This is a genomic window from Romboutsia lituseburensis DSM 797 (assembly GCF_900103615.1).
GTDB lineage: Bacteria > Bacillota > Clostridia > Peptostreptococcales > Peptostreptococcaceae > Romboutsia_F > Romboutsia_F lituseburensis.
Genome location: NZ_FNGW01000001.1, coordinates 62,742 through 76,238, shown reverse-complemented (window position 1 = coordinate 76,238; position 13,497 = coordinate 62,742). Strand labels below are relative to the sequence as shown.

11 protein-coding genes are annotated in these 13,497 nt (G+C 29.1%); 7 read left to right on the top strand and 4 right to left on the bottom strand.

Annotation, left to right across the window (positions count from 1 at the left end; translation table 11 throughout):
• Positions 1-56 precede the first annotated feature (56 nt).
• The 3 genes from BLP75_RS00330 to BLP75_RS00320 all read right to left on the bottom strand — a co-directional run bounded on the left by BLP75_RS00330 (position 57) and on the right by BLP75_RS00320 (position 4,484).
• Positions 57-404 carry a PqqD family peptide modification chaperone gene (locus BLP75_RS00330; protein ID WP_092721750.1) on the bottom strand — a complete coding sequence of 116 codons (348 nt, stop codon included), beginning with the start codon at positions 402-404 and terminating at the stop codon, positions 57-59.
• Positions 394-2,319, bottom strand: coding sequence for an OPT family oligopeptide transporter (locus BLP75_RS00325; RefSeq protein WP_092721748.1), 1,926 nt, complete (start codon positions 2,317-2,319; stop codon positions 394-396). The genes BLP75_RS00330 and BLP75_RS00325 overlap by 11 nt, the downstream gene beginning before the upstream one ends.
• Positions 2,320-2,555: 236 nt before the next feature.
• Positions 2,556-4,484 (bottom strand): OPT family oligopeptide transporter, encoded by a 1,929-nt coding sequence (locus BLP75_RS00320; RefSeq protein WP_092721746.1) that lies wholly within the window; start codon positions 4,482-4,484, stop codon positions 2,556-2,558.
• A gap of 487 nt (positions 4,485-4,971) precedes the next feature.
• Between BLP75_RS00320 and BLP75_RS00315 the strand changes: the two genes are divergently transcribed.
• From BLP75_RS00315 to BLP75_RS00285, 7 genes are all read left to right on the top strand, one after another.
• Positions 4,972-6,294 carry an FAD-binding oxidoreductase gene (locus tag BLP75_RS00315; RefSeq protein WP_242872348.1) on the top strand — a complete coding sequence of 441 codons (1,323 nt, stop codon included), beginning with the start codon at positions 4,972-4,974 and terminating at the stop codon, positions 6,292-6,294.
• Positions 6,295-6,425: 131 nt separating this feature from the next.
• The gene (locus BLP75_RS00310; protein WP_092721744.1) at positions 6,426-7,409 is read left to right on the top strand and encodes a LacI family DNA-binding transcriptional regulator; all 984 of its coding nucleotides are present in this window, start codon (positions 6,426-6,428) and stop codon (positions 7,407-7,409) included.
• A 183-nt stretch (positions 7,410-7,592) separates the two neighbouring features.
• Positions 7,593-8,978 carry a PTS transporter subunit EIIC gene (locus BLP75_RS00305; RefSeq protein WP_092721742.1) on the top strand — a complete coding sequence of 462 codons (1,386 nt, stop codon included), beginning with the start codon at positions 7,593-7,595 and terminating at the stop codon, positions 8,976-8,978.
• A 96-nt stretch (positions 8,979-9,074) separates the two neighbouring features.
• Positions 9,075-10,523 (top strand): glycoside hydrolase family 32 protein, encoded by a 1,449-nt coding sequence (locus BLP75_RS00300; protein ID WP_092721740.1) that lies wholly within the window; start codon positions 9,075-9,077, stop codon positions 10,521-10,523.
• Positions 10,513-10,908 carry an RDD family protein gene (locus BLP75_RS00295; RefSeq protein WP_170139101.1) on the top strand — a complete coding sequence of 132 codons (396 nt, stop codon included), beginning with the start codon at positions 10,513-10,515 and terminating at the stop codon, positions 10,906-10,908. The genes BLP75_RS00300 and BLP75_RS00295 overlap by 11 nt, the downstream gene beginning before the upstream one ends.
• Positions 10,909-10,945: 37 nt before the next feature.
• Positions 10,946-11,920 carry a carbohydrate kinase family protein gene (locus BLP75_RS00290; RefSeq protein WP_092721736.1) on the top strand — a complete coding sequence of 325 codons (975 nt, stop codon included), beginning with the start codon at positions 10,946-10,948 and terminating at the stop codon, positions 11,918-11,920.
• A gap of 153 nt (positions 11,921-12,073) precedes the next feature.
• Complete coding sequence (locus tag BLP75_RS00285; RefSeq protein WP_092721734.1) at positions 12,074-12,712, top strand: nitroreductase family protein; 639 nt, start codon at positions 12,074-12,076, stop codon at positions 12,710-12,712.
• A gap of 223 nt (positions 12,713-12,935) precedes the next feature.
• Here BLP75_RS00285 and BLP75_RS00280 read toward each other — a convergent pair whose 3' ends face one another.
• Positions 12,936-13,376 carry a MarR family winged helix-turn-helix transcriptional regulator gene (locus BLP75_RS00280; protein ID WP_092721732.1) on the bottom strand — a complete coding sequence of 147 codons (441 nt, stop codon included), beginning with the start codon at positions 13,374-13,376 and terminating at the stop codon, positions 12,936-12,938.
• Positions 13,377-13,497: the final 121 nt, after the last annotated feature.

Below are 13,497 nucleotides of genomic sequence, written 5' to 3'. Positions count from 1 at the left end.
AATAATAATGGGAGGCTAAGTTTAAGCCTCCCATTTTTATGATATTTTATAATGTTTTAAATATCTAGTTTTTCAATATAGTTACAATTTACATCAATGTGATTTAAAAATAACAGTAGTCTTTCATAAAGAGGATGGATTTTTTCACCATATTTAGAATCTAAAATTTCACCAATTTCTTTAACGGTTCTTTTGCCGTCAATTAATAAAAATACAGTACTTCCGAATTCATCTAATTCAATTTTTTTATATTGTGGAATTTTAAATTTTAACTTTCTAAAAAAGTTTTGCACTTTATGATCTTGTTTTTCTAATATAGTAACAATATTATCGTTACTTACTTCAACATCAATTGTATCTGATGCTTTGAAAATTATACCTAAAACATCTTCGTTATTTTTCATTTTGTCTTACTTTAGTTGAAATTATTGGTAAAGTTGTAGCTATAACTAAAAGTATTAATATAACAAATGCCATCATATTACTTGCAGCAAATCCTGCAGGAGTATTTGGCTTAACGATACCTGAAACTTGTAATATTATACCTATTAGACCTATTATAGATCCACCAGCAACAAGACCAGAAGATAAACTTATACCATTAGCAATTCTAGCCTCTTTTTCAGAGTCATTTTTAGACATTTTTTCAACGAACACTCTTATTAATGCACCAACTAATATTATAGAAGTAGTTGATATTGGTAAGTAGAACCCGATAGCTATAGTCATTATTGGTAGGTTTAGGAAGAATAAAACTAAAGCCATAAACACACCAACAATTATCATAACCCAAGGTAAGTTACCAGACATTATACCAGAAGTTAATGTTGACATTAAGTTTGCTTGAGGAAGCGCGAAAGGAGCATCACTACCAGTTATAGCTAATTGTCCAGAAAGTAATAATATTGTTCCTGTAACAACAACAACTCCAACAACCCCAGCTATAGTGAAGTAGTTTTGCATTTCACGTTTACTACCACCTATTATGTAAGTAACCTTTTGAGATTGAGTATAACCACCAGCGATAGATATAGCAACAACCATAAAAGCAGCAAATAAAAGTAAAGACTTATTATCTTGTGGAGATTTCCATCCCATTATAACGAATACTAATGTTAATATAACTAAAGAAGCTATTGTCATACCAGAAACTGGAAGGTTAGAAGTACCTATAGTACCAGTTAAACGACCAGCAACTATAACGAATAATAATGCTAGTATTAAAGAAACTATAGCTCCAACGATAGCCATTGTAATACTACCAGATATTAAGAATGCTGCTACAAATCCTATAACTACACCACCTAGTAGAATTATCATTTCTCCAGAAGAACTTTCTGCGCTACCATCATTACTAGATTTAGCGTTAAGAGTCTCTTTGATAGAAACAATTATAGTAGGTATAAGTTTAAGAGCACCTATTATACCACCACAAAGCATCATACCAGCACCTATATACTTAACGTAGCTACCAGAGATAGCGTTTACATCCATTTGACTAATAGACATTGATGCATCATTCCATACTGCAGCATTGCTTCCAGCCATATCAGTAAAGTAACCTATTAATGGTGCTATACCAAAGTTTGATAATATAGAACCAGCAAACATTGTTAACGATACTTCAAGACCAACTATAAATCCTATACCTAAAAGTAGAGGGTTAACTTCAGTTGAGAATTTCCATTTATAGAACTTACTTCCTACAAATGTCATAGTATTATTTACTACGTTTAAGAATGAACCAGTTAAAACGTTTATAACACCACTTATACCAAAACCGATTCCCATGTATTTTATAGCATCTCCGCCACCATCAGAAGCAACAAGTGTTTCTGAAATAGCCATAGATTCAGGATACATAAGTTTACCGTGTTCTTCTACTATTAGGTAGTTGTAAACTAACGATGAACATCCAATACCGAATAAAACTCCACCAACACCAACTAACATACCTTCAAAGAATGTTATTTGGCTACCGATTAATATAATTGCAGGTAAAACATAAATCATACCACTAGCGACAGATTCTCCACCACTTGACATACCTTGTAAAATGTTTTTGCCTAGGATACCCTTTTCACGAGCGAAAACACCCACAAGCATAGAACCGATTATAGCACCAGGTATACCTGCTGCAACAGTAAGTCCTGATTTCATACCAGAATAAGCAGTAGAAGCAGCGAAAATAGTTGATAAAATTATACCTATAATTAAAATAGCAACATTTCCACCTTTCTTAGACTTATCAGTGATATATGGTACATAGTCTTTACCAGCTACACCACCATAAGCCTCCTTAGGTAATTTTTTCTTCATTAGAAATTCCTCCTTGTATTAAATTGTTACTAGATTATACCATAAATCTCGACAATAAAAAATACAAAATTACAAAGTAAAATATTTTTTACATAAAATGTTTAACTTGACATTTAAAAAACAACAAAAAAGTATATAAATACTTATTATATACCAATAAATACAATTTAATAAACAAAAATAAAGGAACTATAAAATATAGTTCCTTTATTTTTGTTTATTAAAATATATATTAATTATTTTTGGCTACCTTTTGGCTTTGATGAAACTATAGGTATTGTAGTTGCTACAACTAGTACAGCTAAAATAATAAGGGCCATAGCGTTAGTTGATGCAAATCCAGTTGGAATATTTGGCTTAATTACTCCTGAAACTTGTAATATAATACCTATTAAACCTATTATAGAACCACCAGCAACAAGTCCTGATGATAAACTTATTCCATTAGAAACTCTAGCTTCTTTCTCAGCTTCAGTTTTAGACATATTTTCAACAAATACTCTAATTAAAGCACCAACTAATATTATAGAAGTAGTTGATATAGGTAAGTAGAAACCTATAGCAACTGTCATTATTGGTAAGTTTAAGAAGAATAAAACTAAAGCCATAAACACACCAACAATTATCATAACCCAAGGTAAATTACCAGACATTATACCAGAAGTTAATGTTGACATTAAGTTTGCTTGAGGAAGTGCAAATGGAGCATCACTTCCAGTTATAGCCAATTGGCTAGAAAGTAATAATATTGTTCCAGTAACAACAACAACCCCAACTATACCAGCTATAGTAAAGTAGTTTTGCATTTCACGTTTGCTACCACCTATAATATAAGTAACTTTTTGAGATTGATTATAACCACCAGCTATAGATATAGCAACAACCATAAACGTAGCAAATAGAAGTAATGATTTATTGTCAGCTTGACCCTTCCATCCCATTATAACAAACACTAATGTTAGTATAACTAAAGAAGCTATTGTCATACCAGAGACTGGAAGGTTAGAAGTACCTATAGTACCAGTTAAACGACCAGCAACTATAACAAATAGTAATGATAATATAAGAGATACAATAGCACCAACTACTGCCATAGTAATACTTTGAGATACTAAAAATGCTCCTACAAATCCTACAATAATTCCGCCTAATAAAATTAACATTTCACTAGATGATCCTTCTGAACTACCATCTTTGCTAGACTTAGCTTTAAGGGTTTCTTTGATAGAAACAATTATAGTAGGAATAAGTTTAAGAGCGCCTATTATACCGCCACAAAGCATCATACCAGCACCAATATATTTTACATAACTACCTGAAATAGAGTTAACATCCATTTGATTGATAGCAATGGCTGGATCATTCCAAACAACAGCACCGTTGGCTGCCATATCAGTAAAGTAACCTATTAATGGTGCTACACCGAAGTTTGATAAAATTGAGCCTGCAAACATTGTTAACGATACTTCAAGACCCACGATAAATCCGATACCTAAAAGTAAAGGATTAACTTCTGTTGAGAATTTCCATTTATAAAATCTACTTCCTATAAATGTCATAGTATTATTCAATACATTTAAGAAAGAGCTTGTTAATACATTTATAATTCCGCTTATAACAAAACCAATACCCATAAATTTTATAGCATCTCCACCAGCGTTAGATGCAACTAGCGTTTCTGAAATAGCCATAGATTCTGGATACATAAGTTTGCCATGTTCTTCCACTATTAAGTAGCTATAAACTAAAGAAGAACAGCCTATACCGAATAAAACTCCGCCAATGCCTATTACAACACCTTCTAAAAATGTAATTTGGCTACCTATTAAAATAATTGCAGGCAATACAAATATCATACCACTTGCAATAGATTCTCCACCACTTGACATACCTTGTAATATATTTTTACCAAGTATACCCTTTTCTTTAGCAAACACTCCAACAAACATAGAACCTATTATTGCTCCAGGAATACCAGCAGCAACAGTAAGTCCTGATTTCATACCAGAGTAAGCTGTAGAAGCTGCAAATATCGTAGCTAGTAAAACACCTGCGATTAATATAGCTATGTTTGTACCTTTTTTAGACTTATCAGTGATATATGGTACATAATCTTTACCAGATATACCACCGTAAGCTTCTTTAGGCAACTTTTTCTCACTCATATAAATGCCTCCTTTATTTAATTTTAAAGATAAAAAACAAAATAAAATATTGAAATAATATCTTCTAAAAAAATAGTAAAATTATTATTACAATACTTTTAGTATTTCTATAAGTTTTAAATAATATTTATTAAATTTAGTTTTAAGTAATATAATATAAAAACTGAATTATTAGGAGATGAGATTATGTCCCTTGATTTATATGATTTTTTTGTAGCGAGTATCTCTACTGTGATGTTAACAACATCACCCCTAATGATAAAGTTAGTTATTGACAACCTAGTAAATATAGTAAAATACTATATTTAACTGTAAAAAATTATTTTAATAAATAAAAATGAACATAAGAAAAAAGGAGATACATAAAAAGTATCTCCTTTTTAAGTTAAAAAAATATTTATATTTTTACTTTTATTAAGGGGAACAGTAAGATGATAAAAGACATATTATGACATAAAGGAACATATTTAAAAAAGAAGGTGATTTTTTGATAATTATAACGCCAGATAGTTTAGATTATGAAAAAGCAAGACAAGAATGGAATAGGTCAATTCAAAAATTTCCGAAATTAATAGCTTATTGTGAAACAACACAAGATGTAAGCGATATAATAAAATGTTCATATGATAATGGTTTGAGGATTAGAATTAGATCTGGAGGTCATAACTATGAAGGATACTCTACAGGCAATGATGTAGTAGTAATAGATATAAGCAAAATGAATAATGCAAATATAAACTATGAAGAAAATACAGTGACTGTTCAAGGAGGAATAAAAAACACACAACTATACAATTATATATCTAATCAAGGTTATCCATTTCCAGGAGGGACATGCCCAACTGTAGGAGTAAGTGGCTATGCTCTAGGAGGTGGATGGGGTTATTCGGCTAGAAAGTTTGGCTTAGGTTGTGATTCGTTGATAGAAATAGAGATGGTTAATTACAAAGGTAAAATAATAAAGGCTAATAAATATTTTAATAAAGATCTATTTTGGGCTCTAAGAGGGGCTGGAGGTGGTAATTTTGGAGTTATAACCTCAATGAAATTTAAACTTCCACATAAAGTAAATAAGGTAACTTATGTTAGGATGACTTATCAAAATATATCAAAAAAAGAACAAGTAAATATATTGGATACTTGGCAAAAATGGATAGGTTCAGTAGATAAGGATATCAATTTAAGTGGAGGATTATATCACACTAATGAGGAAGGAGTATATGCATATTTTAGAGGAATATCTTATAAAAACGAAGAGCAGACTAGAAAGCTTTTAGAGCCTTTTTATAATATAAAAGAAGCAGACATAATTTTAGAGTATGATAAATATATAGACGTAGTAAATCAAATAGCAAGTTCATATCCTCCATATGAACATTTTAAATCAACAGGAAGATTTGTTAATAAATATTACTATTTAAATGAATTAGAGAAATTAGTAGATATAATAAATCAACCTCTACCAAATAATTCTATTTATACGGGTATAAATGTATATGGGTTAGGAGGAGAAGTTAAATCAGTTAATAAGTATGATACAGCATTTTATTTTAGAGATGCAAATTATATATTATTGATACAATCTGCTTGGGAAGATAATTTGTATAAAGAAGAAAATGTAAATTGGGTTTTAAATAACTTTAAATATATATATAGTATTACAGAAGGGTCATATATTAACTTTCCTTTATTGCAGTTACCTTATTATGAATCCAATTATTTTGGAGAAAATTCATGTAGATTAAGAAAAGTAAAATGTAAATATGATCCATTAGATGTATTTTCATTTCCTCAGAGCATAAGGTATTAAAATATATACTAAAAGCCTTCCGTATGTGTACAGAGGGCTTTTAATATATAGAATAAATAAAAAATATACTCTTAACAATACGATAAATATATAATAAAATATCAATAGACAAATTAAGTAGGAGGATATTAATGAATATAAGTAAAATCGCAGAATTAGCAGGGGTTTCAAGAACAACTGTATCTAGATTTTTAAATGATGGATATGTAAGTGAAGCTAACAGATTAAAAATACAAAAAATTATAGATGAAACAGGTTATGTACCATCTTCATATGCACAAACATTAAGAACTAAAAAAACTAATTTAATAGGAGTTATTCTTCCAAAAATTAGTTCTGAAACTATAAGTAGAGTAGTCGATGGTATAAGTGGTGAAATAGGAAAATATGGATATAATGTTCTTCTAGGGAATACTGATCTAGACATAGAAAAAGAAATAGAGTATTTAAATATATTTAAAAATAATGAAGTAGATGGAATTATATTTGTTGCAACTGTAATAACAAAGAAACATTTAGAAATGATGAAAAAAATAAAAAGACCAATAGTAATAGTTGGTCAAAATGTAGAAAATTACTCATGTATATATCATGATGATTTTGGAGCAGCATACAGCGCGGTTAGATATCTTATAGAAAATGATAAAAAAAATATAGGATATATAGGAGTAAGTGAAAAAGATGTAGCTGTTGGTAAAGAAAGGATGAATGGTTATTTAAAAGCATTAAAAGATTATAATTATGAATTAGAAAAAGAACGAATTCAAATAGGTGAGTTTTCAACAGAATCAGGATATGAAGGATGTAAAGCATTAGTTCAAGATAATAAGTACCTAGATGCAATATTCTGTGCAACTGATAGTATAGCTATAGGAGCTATGGAGTATCTTAAAAAAAATAATATTAATATACCAAAGGAAATAGCTATAATATCTATAGGCGATTCTCGGGTATCTAAAGTGGTTAGCCCAAAACTTACAACGATACATTATCATTATAAAACTAGCGGGATAGAAGCAGCAAAATTAATTATAAGTAAATTACAAAATAAAGATAAAGAGATAAAGAACATAAAATTAGGATATAAATTAAAAGAAAGAGAAAGTATACAGTAAATGAGTATACTTTTTTTATGTTCAAGTAAATTATAAGAATAATAAACATAATAGAAATAATATAACTAAAATAAATTTTATGAAAATGTTTACAAAGAATAAAACCTATTATATAATGAATGTGATATAGGGAATCGATACCATGTGTAATCGATTTCGTAAATATTGAGAGGAGATTGAGAGATGAACTATAAAAAAATAGCTCAAGAAATTTTAGTTAGTATTGGAAATAGTGAAAATCTAGTATCAGGTGCACATTGTGCTACAAGACTTAGACTAGTTATAAAGTCAAATGAAAAAGTCAGCAAGGAAGCAATAGAAAACATAGAAGGAGTAAAAGGAGTATTTTTTGCATCGGGTCAACTTCAAATTATACTTGGGACAGGGGCTGTAAACAAAGTATACGCAGAATTTTCTAAGTTAACGGGGCAAGGAGAAGTATCAAAAGAAGAATTAAAACAAGCAGCAAGTGCTAATGATAATAAATTTAAAAAAATAATAAAAACTTTAGGAGATATATTTGTACCTATAATCCCGGCTATAGTAGCTGGAGGTCTTATGATGGGTCTTACAGAGTCAATAAACTTTGCAGTAAGTAATGGATATTTAGATATAAATACTCAAAGTTCATGGTTTGTATTCTTAAAAATGTTTAGTAGTGCAGCTTACATATTCTTACCAATATTGATTGGTTTTAGTAGTGCAAAAGTATTTGGAGGAAATCAATTCTTAGGTGCAGTAATTGCTATGGTAATGTTACATCCAGATTTACAAAATGCATGGACGGTTTCGTCAGAAGGTTATTTAAATATGCAAGATGTATGGTTTGGGTTGTATCAGATACCATTAGTTGGTTATCAAGGTCATGTTATACCAATAGTAATTGCTGTTTATATTATGAGTCTTATAGAAAATAAGCTACACAAGGTAGTTCCGGAAGTGCTTGATTTATTTGTAACTCCATTAGTTACACTGTTTACAACAGGATATCTTACACTAACATTAGTCGGTCCATTATTTGTGTTCTTAGAAAACTCTTTATTAGCAGGTGTTCAACAAATAGTTCAATTACCGTTTGGAGTTGGTGGATTTATAATAGGTGGCATTTATGCGTCAACAGTTGTAACTGGAATACACCATATGTATTCAATAATAGATATAGGGCAACTAGCTCAATATGGATACACATATTGGCTACCGATAGCATCAGCAGCAAATATAGCGCAAGGTGGTGCAGCTCTTGCGGTAGGTTTTAAAACAAAAGATAAAAAAATTAAATCGTTAGCTTATCCAGCAGCATTAAGTGCAATGCTAGGAATAACAGAACCAGCTATATTCGGGGTTAATTTAAGATTTATGAAACCTTTTATAGCAGCAGCTTTAGGTGGGGCAGCAGGAGGATTATATGCTTCAGTTACAGGACTTGGTGCAACAGCAACAGGTGTAACGGGGATATTTGGTATATTGCTTCATTTACACTCACCAATAAATTATATAATAATGTTTGCGATATCTTTAGGAGTTGCATTTGCAGTAACATTATTATTAGGTTGGGATGAATCGAAATAATGAATAGTAAAAGGGGTTATCTTTCTGATATTTTAGATAACTCTTTCGTTTATATAAATATAAATTTATACTTAGTTATATATATTGGAGGAAAAAATGAATTCTTTAAATAGAGATTTAAAACGTTTAGTTAAAACAGTAGAAAATTGTGAAGGCGAAAAAGTGAAATCAGATTATTGGAGGCTAAATTTTCACTTAATGCCACCCGTAGGTTGGTTAAATGATCCTAATGGACTTTGTGAATTTAATGGATGCTATCATATATTTTATCAATACTCTCCTTTTGATGAAAAAGGTGGATTAAAGTTGTGGGGACAATATATCACTTCAGACTTTATAAATTGGAAAAATAAAGGTGCCAAAGTTTTTGCAGACCAGCCATATGATTGTCATGGTGCATACTCAGGATCTACAATAGTACACGATTCAAAGATGAATATATTTTATACAGGAAATGTAAAACATAGAGGGAAATATGACTATATAAACTCAGGGAGAGGACACAACACAATATTATTAGTAAGTGAAGATGGAGAAAACTTTACAGACAAAAGACTTATAATGACAAACAGTGATTATCCTGATAATATGACTTGTCATGTTAGAGACCCTAAAGTATTTAAAGAAAATGATAAGTTTTATATGGTTTTAGGAGCTAGAGATAAAAATGACATAGGTCAAGTATTAGTATTTGAAAGTAAAGATATGATAAATTGGGAAAATATAAATGTTATAAAAAGTGAAGCAAAGTTTGGTTATATGTGGGAGTGTCCTGATTTATTTAAAATAGAAGAGAAAACTGTATTACTTATATCACCACAAGGTATAGAAGCGGATGGTTTTAAATATAACAATGTTTATCAAAGTGGATATTATTTCTTAGAAGGGGATTACAAGACTAAAAATTATAAACTTAGTAATTTTGAAGAAATAGATAGAGGATTTGATTTTTATGCTCCTCAAACATTTTTAGATTCTAAAGGGAGAAGACTTTTAATAGGATGGATGGGGCTTCCAGATATTGAAGATGTTTATAGCAATCCAACAACAGAGTATGGGTGGCAACATGCACTAACAGTTCCCAGAGAATTAAAAGTGGTTAAAAATAAATTAACTCAACTTCCTATTGATGAATTAAAAAATTTAAGAAAAAATTGCAAAAATATAAAAGTAGAAAAATCAATAGAAGATAAAGCTTATAATACGTTTGATTTAGTTGCTAATATTGAAAATTGTGAAAGTTTGGAGATTATAATAAAAGACTGCGCTTGCTTAAATTACAAAAAGCAAGAAAATTTATTTACATTATCATTTATAGGGGGAGGATACGGAAGAAAAGACAGAAGCGCAGATTTAGATAGCCTAAAAAACTTAAGAGTACTTTGTGATACTTCATCTTTAGAAATATTTATAAATGATGGAGAAGAAGTATTTACTACTAGATTTTATCCAACAAAAGATAAAGAGGGTATTAAGGTAAGTGGAGAGTACTTAAACTGCAACCTTCATATATATGAAATGGAGGCATTTAATATTGAGAACTAAATTACTAACAAGGGTAGTTGCTCTGTTGATAGATAACTTAGGAATATATGCATTGATAGTGGGAATTTTGATAAATATAGGAAAAAATTCTTACATGTCATTAAGACTAGGAAGCTTAATTTTTACTATTTATATAATTTTATCTCCAACAATATTTAAAGGATACCACTTTGGAAAATATATAATGGGGATGAAAATAGTAAAAGACAATTATGAAAATCCAAGTATAGCTAATATTGTTGTAAGAGAGCTTAGTAAAATAATCTATATTATTCCTATTATAGGTATAATATTTGCTGTAACTTCTAATTATATGATAAATATAAGAGAAGATGGAAAATCGATTCATGATATTGTAGCAAAGACTAAAGTAATAAAGGTGTAATAAAAATATATATAGGTATTTTAAGTGGGAGGATAATATGAAAAAAATCATAAGTATAGGAGAGGCCTTGATAGATTTTATTCCTAATAAAAAAAGTTGTGATTTAAAGGATGTATCTGAATTTGAAAGAGTAGCAGGGGGTGCTCCTGCTAATGTATCTGCAGTAGTTGCTAAACTTGGAGCGAATTCAAGTTTTATATCTAAATTAGGACAAGATGCATTTGGAGATTATATAATAGATGTGTTAAAAAATGCTAATGTAAGTACTGATTATATACTTAGAACAAACAAAGCTAATACTGGATTAGCATTTGTTTCGTTAAAAGAAGATGGAAATAGAGATTTTTCTTTTTATAGAAACCCAAGTGCGGATATGTTATTAGATCCAGAAGAAATAAAAGAAGAATGGTTTGTAAATTGTCATAGCCTGCATTTTTGTTCTGTAGATTTAGTAGATTCACCTATGAAAAATGCACATAAAAAGGCTATAGAATATGCTGTAAAAAATAATTCTATAGTAAGTTTTGATCCAAATGTTAGACTTCCTCTTTGGAATAGTGAAAAAGATTGTAAAGATGCGATTTTAGAATTTATGCCATTTGCACATATATTAAAGATATCTGATGAAGAGTTAGAGTTTATAACAGGTTATAATAATATAGAAGATGCAAAAGAAGTTTTATTTAGAGGAAATGTATCTATGGTTTTATTCACAAAAGGAAGTAAAGGTGCTACAGCTTATACTAAAAATAACTCTGTTACTATAAATGGAAACAAAGTAAGTGTTATGGATACAACAGGAGCAGGAGATTCTTTTATAGGTGCATTTTTATATAAACTATTAAAAGATAATGTAGATATTAACTCTTTAAGTGAATTGGAATTTCAGACTATTAAAGGTTATTTAACATTTGCAAATTATTATGCTGCTTATAGCACAACTAAAAAAGGAGCTATAAGTTCATATGCTACAATAGACGAAATAAATGTGTTTATAAATGAAAATAAATGATAAAATAAAAGTACTTCTTAAAATTTTAAGAAGTACTTTTATTTTTTATAATTTGACAAAATAATCTTTTGCATAAAATAGTTTGACACAAAACTATTTTTTTAATATAATTAGTTTGAAGACAAACTAATTTAACAAAAGGAGAATTACATAATGGCAAACTTAGATTTCATATACAACCGTAAAAGTGTAAGACAATTCAAAGATACTAAAATACCAAAAGAGGATATAGTTGAATTATTAAATGCAGCAACTTATGCACCATCTCCAAAACATCAGCAAAACTGGCACTTTGTTGTACTTCAAAATAAAGATATAATAAATGAAATGGCAGATATAGTAACTAAAAGTCATGAAAAAATAGGACAACTTGCAAAAGATGAAAAAGATTTCAAAAGACATATGAGTGTAATAAATTATTATACATGCTTTAAAGATGCTCCAGTAGTAGTTTTAGTGTATTCGTGTGAATATAAAATGATAGAGTACAAAATATTAAAACAAAACAATGCACCTCAAGAAGTGATTGATGTTTTAGTATCACCTCAATCTGCTGCACAAGGAATAGGAGCAGCTGTTGAAAACTTCTTATTAGCAGCAACTGAGATGGGATATGGAACTTGTTATATGACAGGACCTACTCATGCTAAGGCAGAAATAGAAAAACTAATAGGATTTGAAAAAGAAGGTTATGAGTTAATGTCTATGATATCATTAGGGGTAGCACAAGATAACACTCCAGCTCAACCACCTCGTAAACCGTTAGAAGATGTTGTAACGTTTATAGACTAATTAATAATTAAAACTTTAAATATATAATAAAAAGCTATCTATTATAATAGATAGCTTTTTTCTTTTTTATGCTTAAGGATATTATGATACTTAATTTTCTGTGTATAACTCATAAAATTAAGTTATATCAACAAATTGGTTTTAGGCATAAAAATATTTTGAGCAAGGGACGAAGTCGTTGGCGACATGAGCTAAGCGGATTTTTTATAAAAAATTTAATAGATTAGTTGTTTGCATTTTTAAAGTTAGTACTAAGTTTTCTTAAAAGTCTAAGGAATTCTTTTTTTTCTTCATCTGTAAAATCACTATATGCAGTTTCTTTAACTTGAGAAGAAATAAAGTTAAAAGTATCTTCGATTTCTCTAGCTTTATTTGTTAAAACAATATATGTTACTCTTTTGTCTTTTTCGCATTTTTGTTTTTTAACATATCCTAAATCTGCAAGCTTATTTACTAAAGAAGTAACTGTAGATTTGTCTTTTCCAATTTTTTTTGCTATTTCTTTCATAGTTAAGCTTTTTTCACTTTCATAAAGAGCAGTTAAAATATTACCATGTGTAGGGATCAAATCATTTAACTTATTTTCTTTTAATTTATTTTCTATAAATTTTATCATATTAGCCTTAGTTCTACTAATAAAATAAATAATATACTTATCGTTCATATTAATCCTCCAGTCTAGATGAAGTAAATAATTGCTGTTTATATAATAACATATTTATTATAAATTTTCTTTATCAAGAATAATAAAAAAGAAGTATATTTGAATGTACTTAACACTAAAA